This window comes from Serratia sp. NA_13 (genome assembly GCF_052691735.1).
Genome location: NZ_JBQZFV010000006.1, coordinates 158027 through 174999, shown reverse-complemented (window position 1 = coordinate 174999; position 16973 = coordinate 158027). Strand labels below are relative to the sequence as shown.

At 54.4% G+C, this 16973-nt stretch carries 14 protein-coding genes; 2 read left to right on the top strand and 12 right to left on the bottom strand.

Going from position 1 to position 16973, the window contains the following annotated elements:
• Positions 1–94: 94 nt before the first annotated feature.
• The 3 genes from ACUTSU_RS11745 to pvcA all read right to left on the bottom strand — a co-directional run bounded on the left by ACUTSU_RS11745 (position 95) and on the right by pvcA (position 3294).
• Positions 95–1354, bottom strand: coding sequence for a glycosyltransferase (locus tag ACUTSU_RS11745; RefSeq protein WP_445654208.1), 1260 nt, complete (start codon positions 1352–1354; stop codon positions 95–97).
• 20 nt (positions 1355–1374) lie between these two features.
• Positions 1375–2238: a TauD/TfdA dioxygenase family protein gene (locus tag ACUTSU_RS11740; RefSeq protein ID WP_445651337.1), complete on the bottom strand. Its 864-nt coding sequence runs from the start codon at positions 2236–2238 to the stop codon at positions 1375–1377.
• Positions 2239–2343: 105 nt separating this feature from the next.
• Complete coding sequence (gene pvcA, locus ACUTSU_RS11735) at positions 2344–3294, bottom strand: L-tyrosine isonitrile synthase (RefSeq protein WP_445654200.1); 951 nt, start codon at positions 3292–3294, stop codon at positions 2344–2346.
• Positions 3295–3484: 190 nt separating this feature from the next.
• Here pvcA and ACUTSU_RS11730 point away from each other — a divergent pair, with 190 nt between their 5' ends.
• Positions 3485–4408 (top strand): LysR family transcriptional regulator, encoded by a 924-nt coding sequence (locus ACUTSU_RS11730; protein WP_445651335.1) that lies wholly within the window; start codon positions 3485–3487, stop codon positions 4406–4408.
• Between the two features lie 308 nt (positions 4409–4716).
• Here ACUTSU_RS11730 and ispH read toward each other — a convergent pair whose 3' ends face one another.
• The 5 genes from ispH to ribF form a co-directional block, all read right to left on the bottom strand.
• Positions 4717–5670: a 4-hydroxy-3-methylbut-2-enyl diphosphate reductase gene (ispH, locus tag ACUTSU_RS11725; protein WP_445651334.1), complete on the bottom strand. Its 954-nt coding sequence runs from the start codon at positions 5668–5670 to the stop codon at positions 4717–4719.
• Positions 5651–6121: an FKBP-type peptidyl-prolyl cis-trans isomerase gene (gene fkpB / locus ACUTSU_RS11720; RefSeq protein WP_012005151.1), complete on the bottom strand. Its 471-nt coding sequence runs from the start codon at positions 6119–6121 to the stop codon at positions 5651–5653. Before fkpB ends, ispH begins: the two co-directional genes overlap by 20 nt.
• 1 nt (position 6122) lies before the next feature.
• Positions 6123–6632 carry a signal peptidase II gene (gene lspA, locus ACUTSU_RS11715; protein WP_445651332.1) on the bottom strand — a complete coding sequence of 170 codons (510 nt, stop codon included), beginning with the start codon at positions 6630–6632 and terminating at the stop codon, positions 6123–6125.
• A complete protein-coding gene (gene ileS, locus ACUTSU_RS11710; protein ID WP_445651331.1) occupies positions 6632–9448 on the bottom strand; it encodes an isoleucine--tRNA ligase in 2817 nt (938 codons plus the stop codon). Before ileS ends, lspA begins: the two co-directional genes overlap by 1 nt.
• 156 nt (positions 9449–9604) lie before the next feature.
• Positions 9605–10543 (bottom strand): bifunctional riboflavin kinase/FAD synthetase, encoded by a 939-nt coding sequence (ribF, locus tag ACUTSU_RS11705; RefSeq protein ID WP_445654199.1) that lies wholly within the window; start codon positions 10541–10543, stop codon positions 9605–9607.
• Positions 10544–10933: 390 nt separating this feature from the next.
• Between ribF and rpsT the strand changes: the two genes are divergently transcribed.
• Positions 10934–11197 carry a 30S ribosomal protein S20 gene (rpsT, locus tag ACUTSU_RS11700; RefSeq protein ID WP_037420676.1) on the top strand — a complete coding sequence of 88 codons (264 nt, stop codon included), beginning with the start codon at positions 10934–10936 and terminating at the stop codon, positions 11195–11197.
• Positions 11198–11264: 67 nt separating this feature from the next.
• On the opposite strand, the gene nhaR is transcribed toward rpsT, so the two are convergent.
• The 4 genes from nhaR to dnaK form a co-directional block, all read right to left on the bottom strand.
• A complete protein-coding gene (gene nhaR, locus ACUTSU_RS11695) occupies positions 11265–12164 on the bottom strand; it encodes a transcriptional activator NhaR (protein ID WP_004950031.1) in 900 nt (299 codons plus the stop codon).
• Positions 12165–12358: 194 nt separating this feature from the next.
• Entirely contained in the window at positions 12359–13525 is a 1167-nt protein-coding gene (gene nhaA / locus ACUTSU_RS11690; protein ID WP_445651329.1) for a Na+/H+ antiporter NhaA, read from the bottom strand.
• A gap of 237 nt (positions 13526–13762) precedes the next feature.
• Positions 13763–14893: a molecular chaperone DnaJ gene (gene dnaJ / locus ACUTSU_RS11685; RefSeq protein WP_445651328.1), complete on the bottom strand. Its 1131-nt coding sequence runs from the start codon at positions 14891–14893 to the stop codon at positions 13763–13765.
• Positions 14894–14999: 106 nt separating this feature from the next.
• On the bottom strand, positions 15000–16913 hold the full coding sequence (gene dnaK / locus ACUTSU_RS11680) for a molecular chaperone DnaK (protein WP_445654198.1): 1914 nt from the start codon (positions 16911–16913) through the stop codon (positions 15000–15002).
• Between the last annotated feature and the right edge of the window lie 60 nt (positions 16914–16973).

Here is a 16973-nt window from a genome sequence, read left to right as displayed (position 1 = left end):
TGACCGCTGACGATCGTGCCATGATTGACCGGTTTTTTATTCAATTCTCTTTGTAGCGAAAGCGGCCGCCCCACGGCGGCCATTTCACATATCTTCAATGGGTTAATGCAGCGACCTCGTCGGCAATTGCCGTCAGTGCATCATAACGGGCGTAATCGGCCTGCACCACCGCAGCACGCTGCCGATAAGACGGCTGCGCCAGAATTTGCTGCACCGCCTGACGCAACTGCCCCTCATCCGGGGTACTGGTATGCAGGCTAATGCCGCAACCCGCTGCCACCACTCTTGCAGCAGCTTCGAGCTTATCCTCGCCGGTTCCAGCGACAATCAAGGGTACCCCCTGATCCAGGGCATAGTTGATTGAGCCATAGCCGCCATTGGTGATCAACAACGCCGCCTTCGGCAGCCAGTGTTCGAAAGAGATGGACTCCCGCACTTTGGCATTAGCGGGCAACAGCGCCAACAATCTGTCAATCGGGCGCCCCCCCGTGGTCGCTAAAACCCGAACCGGCAATTCAGCCAGTGCCTTCAGGGTCGGAACAATCAGCTGGTGCAGATCGACATTCGCCAGCGTCCCCTGCGAAACAACCACCAACGGCCGCCGGTCGGCCTCATCCCACTCATCGCTGGTTTCAACCGCCACCGCCGCGCTACACAGCGGCCCGATAAAGCGCACGCTGCCCGGCAGATCTTCGCGCTGATACTCCAGCGCCGGGGTGGCCAGTTGCAAAAAGCGATCGCAGCCGCCAATCAATGCATCGGTAAAAGGCTGCTGCAGCGGCTGGCCACCAGACTGCGCCATGGCAATATCAAAGCTCTCTTGCACCTCATCAATTAATGCACGGGTGTCTTCGTCCACCAACTGTTCGCGCCGCAGCTCTCGTGGCAACAACGCCGGAGGGATACGCGGCCCATAGAAGATCGAATCCCTAGAGGAATACGACAATGGCGTCACCCCGATGCCGATCACCGGCGGACGCTCCGTCCTCTGCAACAACGGCAGCACCCCATAAAAGCAGTTTTCCACCATCAACAGGTCAGGGCGATCGTCAGCCATCATGCTTCGCAACTGCTGGTCTAACAACGGGATCGGGGCAGCAAAGAAGTCTTTCAGCGCCAGTGCCATCTGGGCATTGCCCGGCGGCAGTGCTGCCCGTTCGGGAAAGTGCTGCTCAAGATAGCGGTAGTCGAAATCTACTCGCTCATCAAAGGCGATAAACTGCGCGCCGACTGCCTCTGCGCGTTGACGAAACAGCGCACCGGTCATCACCCGTACCTGGTGCCCTTGTGCAATCAGGTGTCGGGCAATGCTCAGCATCGGATAAACGTGGCCGGGCGTGGCCACGGCGGTCATCAGAATACTTGCCATAGGGTTTAAACCTCTGCGTTAGCCGGCTTCAGCGCCTTATTGGCGCACTCCGGGTTGCTCTGAATATGCACCCGCTGTAAATGGCGAGCAGAACGTGCGGTAAAGCCTTCGCGCCCGTGCAACAACGAGAAGTTATCCGCTATCACCACGTCACCCTGCTGCCACTGATGGGCGTAATAATGACGAGGATCGTAGAGATGCTGTTGCAGGGTCTGATGGAATGCCTCTTGCTGCTCCTGTGGTACCCCGTGATATTCCAGCGCGTGCTGGTTAAGAAATTTTTTGCCTTCGGTCGGCGGCTCGTTGTAGCGCATGATCTGCCCGTTGCCGTTCGGATGATCCACTACCAGAGGCGAACAAACTTCACCACCGTAATGCACCACTTGCTTAATGCGATAAGAGATCGACACTTCCCGCCACTGCGCCAACAGCGGTTCACTGGCATTCGCCAGCAGGCGCGTGGTGTCGACAAAGGTGGTGCGGCCCCCCTCATCCTGTGACGGTGCTGCCACACAATGGAACAACTGGAATTCCGGGATGGTCGGCTTGTACATGCCGTCCCAGTGCAACGGCACATAGCTGCTGTCGAAAATATGATCTTTGGCATCCGGATGTTCTTTCACGTCCAGCACTGCGCCGAACGGCCACATCATGATCTCACCCCAGCCGTCGGCATAGCGGGTCAGCAGTTGCGGATCGGTAAAACCAGAGTTGAAGCCGCGCAGCACCAGCAGGTGATGCTGCTGGGCCAGTGAACGAAGCGCGGCCACCGGCAGTTCGCTGATAGATTGGCCAGGATACTGCGGGGTCAGCACTGCACCAAAAGGGGTATTGAGTTCAATGCGACAGTTCAGCGTTTGATTTTCCATAGGTCACTCTCCTTGAATCGAATTTGCTGCTCACACGGCTACCGCGCCGTTAAAAGACGCCCGTTAAAGTGCTGGGCGCAAGGTGATGCATTACGCCATCTGTGGCTATTCGACCAGGTAATGGCTGGGTGTTCCGCGGATCGCCACCAGTTCGCCCGCCAGCTGCTGCGCGTCTTTGCGCTTCATCAGCACAAACTGTCCGTTTACATTGGCGGCCACGCCATGCCAGGGGGTCAGCCAGTCGTCTTTGGTCGGCATCATGTGAATCCCCATTTTCAGGCTGTCGGTGGGCTGCGGGTGAATCGACAAACGTATTGCCAACGGGAAATGCTGGGCCAGCAAATTGCCCCAGGCCCAGCTGCGCTGGATCACACCACAGGCGCGCTGTTTGGCGTCTTTTTGCAGCGCGGTATTAGAGCCGCTGTAGCCCGGCAGTTGGCTGTCTTCATACAGGAATCGGGTGATCGCGCGATACAGCTGCAACCCCTGCTCGTCCTGCATCAACCGGTGTTTGATCGTTTCCTCCGGCTCAGCATAGCCGTCAACCAGCAACTGGCGCAGCAGATCATAGTTGCTGGTATATCCGGCCAGCCCTTCCACGTCACCCAGATTGAAAACGCTCAGATGAGTCGCCCCCACTTCGTGCAGCAGGTTTTCAATTTCATGTTGATAACGGTTGATCGCATCGTCGCTGACACGGATCAAATCACCGAAAACGTGGCCATCGGAGCAGATGATGATATGAGCACCCGGCGGGTAATAAAGCTGAATACGCTGACAGAGGGAATTAAGAAATATCAATGACAGTCTTTCAGCCATATCGGGCAGTGAACCAATCACCTTATTAGTATTGGGTGATTTTGTCGGAAAAGCAGGCAGGACAAATTCAATACGCCGCTCATTTTCAATAAATGCCCGAATACGCGGTAATTGCACCAGAGAAACCTCCTGTTCCTCTTCTGCGTTTGAACTCTCCGCCCCCGGAAATCGACGCCGATATTGCAATAGTTCATGAAGGATTTTTAACGATATTTGTTCAATACGAGCACTATCCACAATTAACTCCTGTTCAGATGTGGCGCAAGCAACTTATTTGCAAACGCAATAAGACTTATCAAAAAAGAGAGGCCGAACGGGAAGTCGGACTTACCTTACGATTTATCTGCTTCAGGCAATATAGAAGAGATAATGCTATATTATTAGCCCTTATAATTAACAATCTTGGTTAAGTTGAACTTAACAAACTATGAGTAATATTCTAAAACGCATGGCTATTTTTTCTAAAGTTGTCGATTGCGGTGCATTCAGCACGGCAGCCAAAGAATTGGGCATTACGACCTCTGCCGTTAGCCAACATATCCGTCTGCTGGAAAACGAGTTGGGCATTCAATTACTTCTGCGTTCGACCCGTTCACTGAGCCTGACCGAGGCCGGGCTGTGTTTTTATGAGGATTGTGTGTTGATGATCCATGCGGCAGAACGCGGGCAACAACGTATTGCCGCGCTTCGCGGTGAACTGGCCGGGGAACTGCGCGTCGCCACCTCTACGGAGTTTGCCACTCATTATCTGGTGCCGGCATTGCAAAGTTTCCTCGACGAGCACCCGCGCATCACGCTGAGGCTGGAAATTCATGATGAAAAGATCGACCTGATAAACCAGCGTATTGATCTGGCGATCCGCGGCGGCGTGATGGCTGACTCTAGCTATGTCTCTACTCGCCTGGCGCGCTTTCGCGAAGTACTATGCGCCTCGCCAGCCTATCTTGCCAACCACGGCGTGCCAGAAACTCCACAGGCGTTGACCCACCATCAATGGGTCACTTTTACCCCTTTGGGGAACCCACAATTTGTTCGTCTGCTCCACCCTGATGGCGACGAGCATCGGTTGCGTATGACCGGACGTTTATTTACCAATAACGGCATGGCGATGAAAGAATTGGCACTGGCAGGTAAAGGCATCATCCGTAATTTCTTCGTCAATGTTGAAAAGGAATTGAACCGAGGTGAGCTGATTGAGGTACTGCCAGAGTGGCGGCTACCGGATATTAGTTGCTATGCAATTATGCCGCGCAGGGACAGCCAACCATTAAAGGTTCGTCGTTTACTTGAACATATGAAAACCCATTTACAGAGAAAAGAGAAAAACGCCGAAGACCAATTAAGAACTTAATAAAATAAGAAATATCTGCAACACAAATTAATTTAGTTATTTAACCTTTCAGCCCGTTGCTGACCAGCACCAGAGTTTATTTAGATTGCAGCCTAATGATATTAACCTTAATAACTTTATCACTGCCCATATAATCATTCCCTCTACCATCAATTCAAATTATCAGAACAAATCTGGATTTAATAAACAGTAAATTTGAACCTGTCACGCATAAAACTCATTTTAATAATTTCATTGCCGGGAACCGTTACCTAAAAGCAAAACGGAGAGCCGAAGCTCCCCGTTATCTTATTTATGCCCGATGCTGATTAATCGACCTGTTTGATATCAACCCGCAGCTCTTTCGGCACTTCAAACACGATGTTCTCTTCACGACCACTGACCTCCTGCACGTTGCCCCCCCCCAGCGCTTTCAGGCGGTTGATCACATCCTGAACCAGAACATCAGGTGCCGAAGCCCCTGCGGTAACACCAATATTATGAGCGTCCTTCAGCCAGACTTCCTGAATGTCAGCGGCGGAATCGATCAGGTATGCCGGCTTGCCAACACGCTGCGCCAATTCTGCCAGACGGTTGGAGTTGGAGGAGTTTTTCGACCCCACCACCAGTACCACGTCCGCATCCCCGGCCAGGTTGCGTACCGCTTCCTGACGGTTGGTGGTGGCGTAGCAGATGTCGTCCTTGCGCGGCCCGATAATGCTGGGGAAACGCTGGCGCAGGGCATCAATCACATCAGAAGTGTCGTCCACCGACAGCGTGGTTTGCGTCATAAAGCACAGGTTGCTTTCATCCTTCACCTGCAGCTTCCACACGTCGTCCGGTGACTCCACCAGGTACATGCCGCCCTTCGGGTTGCTGTACTGGCCCATGGTACCTTCTACTTCCGGGTGACCGGCGTGACCGATCAGGATAGCCTCGGTGCCACGGCGGCTGGCTCGCGCCACTTCCATATGCACCTTGGTCACCAACGGGCAGGTGGCGTCAAACAGCATGGTTAAATCACGCGCCTTGGCCTCTGCCCTTACCGCCTGGGAAACCCCGTGCGCCGAGAAGATCAGAATCGACCCGTCCGGCACTTCAGTGATTTCTTCAATAAACACCGCCCCACGCTCACGCAGGCTGTCCACCACGTAGCGGTTATGCACCACTTCGTGACGCACATAGATAGGCGCACCGTAAATTTCCAACGCGCGTTCAACGATACTGATCGCACGATCAACCCCGGCGCAAAAGCCGCGTGGGTTAGCCAGCAATATTTGCATGCGTCTCCTCCTGCTGCGGGTCGATCTCCAGCACTTCAATATCGAAGGTGACCGGATGGCCCGCTAGCGGATGGTTGAAATCAACGGTAATCGAATCTTCCGCCACCTCACGCACCACGCCTGGCATTTCGCTGCCGTCGACAGCGGTAAACAACATGATGGTGCCCGCATCCGGTACGCCGGTTTCCGTGAAATCACGGCGTGAGAAGAACTGGACCAGGTCCGGGTTCTCTTCGCCGAACGCCGCTTCCGGTTGCAGGGTAAAGGCACACTTGTCGCCCGCCTTCAGACCGAGTAACTGCGCTTCCAGCGGCTCGGACAGGCTGCCGTCGCCCAGACGAAACAGCGCCGGTTTACCGTTGCCACGAGTGGATTCTGCCGTCGTTCCGTCTTCCAGTTTCAGCGTGAAGTGAACCAATACTTCGCTGTCGCCCTTAACCTGAGCCGTCATATTACTCACCTTTGCTCTTTGCACTTTTGTTCGCCGGCGACAAGAAGCCTTCCAGCACGATCATCGCCGCACCCACGCAGATAAAGCTATCCGCCAGGTTGAAGGTCGGGTAATGCCAGTCGCCCACATAGAAGTCGATAAAATCGACCACGAAGCCGTGCCACAAGCGGTCGAACAGATTGCCGAGCGCTCCACCGATGATAAATGCATAAGCAATATTGTTCAGCTTTTGCTGCGCCGAACTGCGGTACATCATCACCAGCAGCACCGCTACGATGGCGACGGCAATACCGGCGAAGAACCAGCGCTGCCAGCCGCCGTGATCGGCGAGGAAGCTGAACGCGGCGCCGTAGTTGCGCGCATAAAACAGATTGAACGACGGGATCAGCGGCTGGGACTGACCCAGCGCGAAGTTACCGAGGATCCACTGCTTGCTGGCAAAATCCAGCACCAGCACTACCACTACCAGCCACAGCCAGCGCAAGCCGGTCGAACAAATAGGTTTACTCATTAGGCAAACTTACGCTTTTCGCCGTCGCCGGCTACGTTGACAACACAGCGGCCGCAGAGATCTGCGTGTTCCGCCACCAGGCCGATATCGGTAGTGTAATGCCAGCAACGCGGGCACTTCTCACCTTCAGCAGTGCTGAAGGTAATTTTCAGGCCTTTCACCAGCTCTGCAGCTTGTGCATCTGCCGGCGCATCGGCCAGAGGCGCAACGCGCGCGCCGGAGGTCAGCAGCACAAAGCGCAGCTCATCCTGCAAGCTGTTGAGGCGTTCAGCCAGTTCGCTATCAGCATACAGCGTCACCGCGGCTTCCAGAGAACCGCCGAGGCGTTTGTCAGCACGAGCCTGTTCCAGCACTTTGTTCACTTCGCCGCGAACTTTAAGCAGCTCGGCCCAGAAGCTATCGTTCATGCCTTCGCCTTCGGCCAGACCGAACAGGCCGTCGTACCACTCTTCAGTGAATACGTACTGCGCGCGTTTGCCCGGCAGGAAGGCCCAGATTTCATCGGCAGTGAATGACATAATCGGTGCCATCCAGCGAACCAGCGCTTCTGCGATATGGAACAAGGCAGTTTGGCAGCTACGACGGGCAACGCTGTCGCTCTTCGCGGTGTACTGACGGTCTTTGATGATATCCAGATAGAAGGAGCCCATCTCCACCGAACAGAACTGCATCAGACGCTGTACCACTTCATGGAAATCGTAATTGGCGTAAGCCTGTTCGATATCCTGCTGCGCCGCCAGTGCACGACCCACTGCCCAGCGATCCAGGACGACCATCTCTTCCGGTGCCACGCAATCGGTGCTCGGCTCAAACCCGTTCAGATTGGCCAGCAGGAAACGCGCGGTGTTACGGATGCGGCGATAAGAATCGGCAGAGCGTTTCAGGATCTCGTCCGACACAGCAATTTCACCGGTGTAGTCAGTAGAAGCGACCCACAGGCGCAGAATGTCGCCCCCCAGCTTGTTCATCACGTCTTGTGGGCTGATGGTATTGCCGATCGACTTGGACATTTTGCGACCCTGACCGTCCACGGTGAAGCCGTGGGTCAGAACTTCTTTATACGGCGCTTTACCCTTCATCGCAGTGGAGATCATCAATGATGACATAAACCAGCCGCGGTGTTGGTCGGAGCCTTCCAGATACATATCGGCGCCGTGGCCATTGAACTCGGGACGAACGTCGACCACGGAAGAGTGGGTCGAACCAGAGTCGAACCAGACGTCCAGCGTGTCTGGCACTTTAACGTAATCGGCAGCATCCGCACCGAGAATGTCGGCCGCGTCCAGATCCCACCAAGCCTGAATACCATCCTGCTCAACGCGCTTGGCCACTTCTTCCATCAGCTCAACACTGCGTGGGTGCAGTTGCTCGGTGTCCTTATGCACAAACAGTGACATCGGCACGCCCCAGGTACGCTGACGCGAAATACACCAGTCCGGGCGGTTGGCAACCATGGTTTCGATACGCGCCTGGCCCCATTCCGGGATCCATTGCACGCCTTTGATCTCTTCCAGCGACTGCTTGCGCAGGCCTTTCTGATCCATGCTGATGAACCATTGAGGGGTCGCACGGAAGATGATCGGCGTTTTGTGGCGCCAGCAGCACGGGTAACTGTGAACCAGTTTTTCCACATGCAGCAATGCGCCTTTCTCACGCAGCAGATCAACGATCAAATCGTTGGCCTTGAACACAAACTTGCCATCCAGCAGTGGATAGGTGCCGGTCAGATAGCAGCCGTTCGGCCCTACCGGATTGGCGATTTCCAGACCGTATTTCTGGCTGATGACAAAGTCATCCGGGCCATGGCCACCGGCGGTGTGTACCGCACCGGTACCGGCATCCAGCGTTACGTGTTCACCCATGATCGCTGGCACGTCAAAGCCCATGAACGGGTGTTCGAAACGCATCAGCTCCAGATCGACACCTTTGCAACTGCCCAGCACTTCCCAATGGGTAATACCGGCGCGTTTCATTACGCTTTCCACCAGTTCAGCCGCTAGGATCAGGCACTGGCCTTCTACCTGTACCAGTTGGTAGGCAAATTCCGGGTGCAGTGAGATGGCGCGGTTAGCCGGCAGCGTCCACGGAGTGGTAGTCCAGATAACCAGAGAAACCGGGCCGTCGAAGCTGTTGATATCAAACTTGGCCGCCACGGCAGCCGCGTCTACCGCGTGGAAAGCCACATCGATAGACGGCGAAGTTTTGTCGTAATACTCCACTTCCGCTTCCGCCAGGGAAGAACGGCAATCGGTACACCAATGCACCGGCTTGGCGCCTTTCAGCAGGTGGCCGTTGCTGATGATTTTGCCCAGCGCACGGATGATGTTGGCTTCGGTTTTGAAGTCCATGGTCAGGTACGGGCGATCCCAGTCACCCAGCACGCCCAGGCGGATGAAGTCTTTCTTTTGGCCTTCAACCTGCTCAGCGGCATACTCACGGCACTTGATACGGAATTCTGCCGCGGTGAGTTTTTCACCCGGCTTACCGTACAGTTGCTCAACCTTCAGTTCGATCGGCAGGCCGTGGCAGTCCCAACCCGGAATGTAAGGCGAGTCGAAACCGGACATCCCTTTCGACTTGATAATAATGTCTTTGAGAATCTTGTTAACCGAGTGACCAATGTGAATGCTGCCGTTCGCATACGGAGGGCCGTCATGCAGAATGAAGGATTTCTTGCCCTTTTTGGCAGTACGAATCATCCCGTACAGATCCTGTTCATACCAACGTTGCAGCATGCCAGGTTCACGCTTGGCCAGATCGCCGCGCATCGGGAACCCTGTTTCCGGCAAGTTCAGGGTATTCTTGTAGTCACTCATGAGATTCTCGTTTCCGTTTTCGGCTATTTACCCGTCACACTTCAAGCTGCATCTTCGTTGGCCGCCCTTTCTTACCCGAATCACTTGCCTATGCAAGCTCATCGGGGTTCGCGCGGTTGCCGCCGCGATACAACTCGAATTGTTTAGGGTAAACGATTAAACCAGTGTTTTTAACCCGAAGAATTTTCGGGCCGTCACCACATCATTGGCGATTTGCTGCTTCAGCGCATCGAGCGAAGCAAAACGCTGTTCATTGCGCAATTTCGCGCGGAGCACCACGTCTATATGGTGCCCGTAAAGATCCATTGTGACATCCAGTAGATGGACTTCCAGCTGCTGTCGCACGCCGGCAACGGTTGGGCGTGTACCAATATTGGCCACGCCGGGGAGCGGCTGGGATCCCAGGCCATAAACTTCTACCGCATAGACTCCCTTCACCGGGGCAACCAGGCGTTTCAGCGGCAGGTTGGCGGTAGGGAAGCCAATGGTACGGCCCAGTTCATCGCCGTGTACCACCCGACCAGAAATACTGTACGGATGGCCCAGCAGCGTTTCAGCCAATGCCAGGTCGTCATCGCGCAGCGCATTGCGGATCGCCGTGCTGCTGATGCGTTGATCGCCCTCGCGGAAGGTCGGCGTGCTAATCACTTCAAAACCGTATTCTTTCCCGGCTTTTTGCAATAGCGGAAAATCGCCCTGGCGGGTCGCGCCAAAGCGAAAATCATCCCCGACCATCAGGAATTTCACACCCAGTTTCTCCACCAGCAGTTCGGCAACGAATGCCTGTGCCGTATTGGCAGCGAAACGCGGGTCGAACTTGACGCACAACAGGTAGTCAACGCCCGCCTGCGCCAAGTATTTGGCCTTGTCACGCAAACGCGTAAGACGGGCCGGTGCCTTGTCCGCTGCAAACATTTCCAGCGGTTGCGGCTCAAAGATCATGACCATCACTGGCAGCCCGAGGCGTTGCCCCTCTTGTTTCAGCTGCTCCAGCAACGCCTGGTGACCGCGGTGTACGCCGTCAAAGTTGCCGATGGTGAGCACGCAACCATGGTGACGTGCCCGGATATTGTGAATGCCGCGAATTAGCTCCATAGCTGGCTCAAAACAGTGGAAATCGCCGGATTATACCTTGTACAGCGGTTAAGGTTAACCCGCGATTGGTGCCTTTATGTAATAGACATACCATACCGGAGATAATATGCAGGTGAAACGCTCTGGCCGCAGTTTATCCGGCGACTCAAAGCTGATTATCGACCACGACCAATAGCTTGCGACCAATGCACCAACTCATTGCTGAATTTTCTCGCGAAACACTGTATTCCCATGACCGAAGCTGGTAAAATCCTGCCCCATCACAACGTAGCAAGTGCCGCCAGTACAAACGGCGCTTATTTGCACAAATCCGTTGACAAACGAAGTCTAAAAGGGGATATTCCTCGGCCTTCGAATTGTCCTCAATAGAATATATTTGGGAGTTGGACCTTGGCTAATATCAAATCAGCTAAGAAGCGCGCCGTACAGTCTGAGAAGCGTCGTAAGCATAACGCTAGCGGCCGCTCAATGATGCGTACCTACATCAAGAAAGTAGAAGTTGCTATCGCAACTGGCGACAAAGAAGCTGCAAAAAATGCATTCCTCGTAATGCAACCAATCGTGGACCGCAAGGCAGCTAAAGGCCTGATCCACAAAAACAAAGCTGCACGCCATAAGTCAAACCTGACTGCGCGTATCAACGCAATGCAATAAGCATTACGTTGTCAGCTTGATAAAAAAACCGGCTCAGGCCGGTTTTTTTACGTCTGCAATACCCGGTCTAGTAAGCGAACAATGCAGAGAAGTCCTTGTTGCATACCCGCTGTACCGCCGGATGCTGGATCATGCGCTCGGCAAAGATGATGTAGTACTCTTCCTGCACGCTATCAATACGTCCAATCTCCACCACGTCATCATCATTATAGGTATCCTGCGCATACAGCGTCGGCGCAACGAAGATCGCATTGTGGTACATGCCAAAAGTTTTCATCAGGGCCGCATCATCAAACTCGCCCAAGATCTCCACCTGAATGCCCTGAGTATTAAACCAGTTCAACAGCTTACGGCCCAACATCGAACGTCGACCCGGGATCAGCAGTTTGCGCTGTTCCAGGCAGGCGGGGAACGGCAGGTCCGGTGCCGGTTGGCGACAGAAGAAGCTGATGCCGCATTCACCCAGTTTGAGCGAAAACAGCCCTTCCTGCTGGCTGGAATCTACCGGGCAGTCTGACAGGATCATATCGAGCTTATGCTGGCTGAGCTGCTCCAACAGCATCTCGTGCGTCGACTCAAAGCAGCGCAGGTGAATTTGCTCATTATCCACCACTACCGCCGTCTCCAACACCTGGCTCACCAAACGTTTGGACAGCGCATCCGCTACCCCGACGTCGAACAACAGGTTGGATTCCTTGCGATAGTTAACGATATCCAGCATTTCCTGGCTGAGCATAAACATCTTGTCGGCATAACGAAAAACCAGTTGCCCCAATTCGGATGGCACCAGCCCACGCCCCTGACGCTTGAACAGCTTGCCGTCCAAACGTTCCTCCAGCGCTTTGATCTGGCCTGTGATGGTCTGCGGTGTCAGAAACAAGGCTTCGGCAGCACCGACCACCGAACCTTCCTTGCAGACCTGCCAGAAGTAATAAAGGTGATTAAAGTTGATATGCGACATCCTCACGAGGTGCTCTCCTTAACATTTCGTCATGGCAAACCCGCGGCCGTGACGAGCGACTAATGTCCTTTCCCTGTTTCAGACAACCTGTTGCTGCATTCGTCCCAAACAGAACGGCCGAAGTTGTGCATATTTTACCCTGCACAACTCCGACCAGCTATTGTAGTGAGTCCCCACGAACAGGGGATCCCCTAAAAGGGTTATCTGACTCGCGGTAACGACATGCGCAACAGACCATACCCGACCACCGCCGCCGTGGTTGATCCAATCAGGATCCCCAGACGCGAATAGGTGCTCAGAACAACATCCGCATCGCCAAAGGCCAGCGAAGCGATAAATATCGACATGGTGAAACCAATACCACAGAGCACGGAAACAGCAAACACCTGTTTGAAACCAATTCCTTCAGGCAGCCTGGCGATGCCCAGCTTTACTGCCAACAGGCTAAAGGTGAAGATGCCCAACGGCTTACCGATAAACAGGCCTGCTGCAATGCCCACTGGCAACAGAGAGGTCAGCCCGCTCAGCGACACGCCTTGTAATGAAACCCCTGCGTTGGCAAAGGCAAACAGCGGCAGTATCAGGAACGCCACCCACGGATGCAGCTCATGCTCCAGCGTCTCGGACGGCGACGGCCCTTTCTTCACATTAAGCGGGATCATAAAGCCGATAATTACCCCGGCCAGCGTCGCATGTACCCCGGACTTGAGGATAGCCACCCACAATACCAGGCCGACAATCATATAAAGTGAGGTTTTGCCCACGCCGCGCCAGTTCATAAACGCCAGCACGGCAATAGAGGCTGCCGCCACGCCCAATGCTGCCATCGAGACTTCGTGGGTATAGAACAGCGCGATAATGACGATGACACCCAGGTCATCGATGATCGCCAACGCCAACAGAAACACCTTCAGGCTGGTAGGCACACGGTTACCCAACAGCGCCATCACCCCGAGGGCAAAGGCAATATCGGTTGCCGCCGGGATCGCCCATCCCTGACGAGTCACCTCGTCCGCGCCGTTGAACATCAGGTAAATCAATGCCGGTGCCAGCATGCCGCCCAATGCAGCAATCGCCGGGAACACCGCCTTGTCGCGCCCGGCCAAAGAACCCTGCATCAGCTCACGCTTGACCTCCAACCCGACCACCAGGAAAAAGATCGCCATCAGGCCGTCGTTAATCCACAACAGCAATGGCTTGGCAATCTCCAGTGAGGACACTTTCACCATCACAGGCAAATTGAGGAAGGAGTGATAAATCCCCTGGGCTGGGGTATTGGCCATGACCAACGCGATAATCGCGGCTACGATCAGGATAATACCGCCCGCGGCTTCCTGACGTAAAAATTGACGAATGATGTTAGTCACAATACGTCTCTCCATAGCAAAGCAAGGCACAGACGGCCCCACTGACAAAGTAATGGAATGAGTATAGATGGCGAATCACTTCGATAAAATACGTTTATAAATGCTTAAATCATCGAAAAAGGCGATCTATAAGGGCTTTATGTCACACTTTAACCAAGGGTATTGGCGGACATTCAGCCATAAAAAAACCCCGACTTTGACGCCGGGGTTATGCAGTAAGCTAACGGAAACAGCAGCTTAGCGCGTCAGGTCGTCAAAAAACTTTTTCACCCCGTCGAAGAAGCTCTTCGAACGTGGGCTGTTTTTGTCACCGGAAGGGCCACCCAGGCTCTCCTCCAGTTCCTTCAGCAATTGCTTCTGTTTGTCGTTCAGGTTAACCGGGGTTTCTACTACCACACGGCACAGCAGGTCGCCCTGGCTGCCACCACGAACCGATTTAACACCCTTGCTGCGCATGCGGAACAGCTTTCCGGTCTGAGTCTCTGCCGGTACTTTCAGCTTCACACGGCCATCCAGCGTCGGGACTTCAATCTCGCCGCCCAATGCCGCCATCGCAAAGTTAATCGGCACTTCACAGTACAGGTTATTACCTTCGCGCTCGAAGATAGGATGCGCTTTCACCTGAACCTGAACGTACAGATCGCCTGCCGGCGCACCGTGTTCACCCGCTTCCCCCTCACCCGCCAGGCGGATGCGGTCACCGGTATCAACGCCAGCCGGGATTTTCACCGACAGCGTTTTGGCTTTCTCTACCCGGCCGTGGCCGTGGCAGCTGTTGCAAGGGTCTTTGATGATCTGACCGCGGCCATGACAGTGCGGACAGGCCTGCTGCACGGTAAAGAAGCCCTGGCGCATCTGCACCTGGCCCTGACCGTGACAGGTTGGACAGGTCACCGGCGAGCTGCCTGGCTTGGCGCCACTGCCGTGGCAAACACCACACTCTTCCAGCGTCGGGATGCGGATCTCTTTGGTCACGCCACGAACCGCTTCCTCGAGGGACAGCTCCATGTTGTAGCGCAGATCGGAACCGCGGCTGGCGCGTTGACGACGGCCACCACCGAAGATGTCGCCAAATACGTCGCCAAAGATATCGCTGAAGTCGGCACCGCCGCCGCCAAACCCACCGCCGCCGCCCATGCCGCCTTGTTCAAACGCCGCATGGCCGTATTGATCGTAGGCCGCACGCTTTTGATCGTCGGTCAGAACTTCGTACGCTTCCTTGACCTCTTTAAATCTGGCTTCGGCGTCCTGATCCTGGTTGCGATCAGGATGGTACTTCATCGCCAGGCGTTTATACGCCTTTTTGATCTCACGTTCTTCCGCCGTCTTGGAGACGCCGAGAATCTCGTAATAGTCTTTCTTGGCCATTATTTCTGTAACCCTTAACATGCGTGCACGGGCGTAGAGTTGCCTCGACGCCCGTGCTGGTTTCCGGTAACGGCCTCTCGGCCGTTCCGTGCCCGCTTAAGGGCGATTATTTTTTGTCTTTAACTTCTTCGAACTCAGCGTCAACCACGTCGTCGTCTTTCTGCGCCGCGTTGTCAGCACCGGCATCAGTACCTTGCTGAGCCTGCTGCGCCTGAGCCATTTCCAGCAGCTTGCCGGAAACCTGCACCAGAGCCTGGGTCTTCGCTTCGATCTCGGCTTTATCTTCGCCTTTGACCGCCACTTCCAGATCTTTCAGCGCCGCTTCGATAGCCGTTTTGTCTTCCGCAGGCAGTTTGTCGCCCGCTTCTTCCAACTGCTTACGGGTACCGTGGATCAGGTGGTCGGCCTGGTTACGGGTCTGCACCAGCTCTTCGAACTTACGGTCAGCTTCGGCGTTCACTTCAGCATCGCGCACCATTTTCTGGATTTCTTCTTCGTTCAGACCGGAAGAAGCCTTGATGGTGATTTTCTGCTCACGGCCTGTATTCTTGTCTTTGGCAGACACGTGCAAAATACCGTCGGCGTCGATGTCGAAGGTCACTTCGATTTGCGCCATGCCGCGTGGAGCCGCCTGGATACCGTCCAGATTGAACTGGCCCAGTGACTTGTTATCGTTAGCGCGTTTACGCTCACCCTGCAGCACGTGGATGGTTACCGCAGACTGGTTGTCTTCAGCGGTGGAGAACACCTGGCTATGCTTGGTCGGGATGGTGGTGTTTTTGGTGATCAGCGGAGTCATCACGCTGCCCATGGTTTCGATACCCAGCGACAGCGGGGTAACGTCCAGCAGCAGAACGTCCTTCACATCACCGGCCAACACGCCGCCCTGTACCGCAGCACCCACCGCAACGGCTTCGTCCGGGTTAACGTCTTTACGTGGTTCTTTACCGAAGAAGTCAGCAACTTTCTTCTGAACCATTGGCATACGGGTCTGGCCACCAACCAGGATCACATCCTGAATGTCGGAAACCGACAGGCCTGCGTCTTTCAGTGCCACTTTCAGCGGCTCGATAGAACGCGCAACCAGATCTTCAACCAGCGACTCGAGTTTTGCACGGGTCACTTTGATATTCATGTGTTTTGGACCGCTCGCATCTGCAGTGATGTACGGCAGGTTAACGTCGGTCTGCTGAGCTGAAGACAGTTCAATCTTCGCTTTCTCAGCGGCTTCTTTCAGACGCTGCATCGCCAACGGATCGTTGCGCAGATCGAAACCTTGTTCTTTCTTGAACTCTTCCACCAGGTAGTTGATCAGACGGCTGTCGAAGTCTTCACCACCCAGGTGAGTATCACCGTTGGTTGCCAGAACTTCGAAGGTTTTTTCGCCGTCAACTTCGTCGATTTCGATGATTGAGATATCAAAAGTACCGCCACCCAGGTCATAAACCGCGATGGTACGGTTGCCGACTTCTTTGTCCAGGCCGTAAGCCAGGGCCGCAGCGGTCGGTTCGTTGATGATACGTTTAACTTCCAGACCTGCGATACGGCCAGCGTCTTTGGTCGCCTGACGCTGAGCATCGTTGAAGTATGCAGGTACGGTGATAACCGCTTCAGTTACTGGTTCGCCCAGATAATCTTCAGCCGTTTTCTTCATTTTCTTCAACACTTCAGCAGAGATCTGCGGAGGTGCTACACGCTGGTCTTTCACTTCAACCCATGCGTCGCCGTTATCAGCAGCCACAATTTTGTACGGCATGATGTCTTTATCACGCTGCGCTTCTTCATCCTGGAAGCGACGGCCAATCAGGCGCTTAATCGCAAACAGGGTGTTTTGTGGGTTAGTAACAGCCTGACGCTTAGCAGGCTGGCCAACCAGAATTTCACCATCCTGGGTATATGCGATGATCGAAGGTGTAGTACGGTCGCCTTCGCTGTTCTCCAGCACGCGCGCTTTACCACCATCCATAATTGCTACACAAGAGTTGGTAGTACCCAGGTCGATACCAATAATTTTGCCCATCTAAACGTCTCCACTAATAAATTCATATTCGGTCAGGTTGCTAACCTATATGTGGGCAAT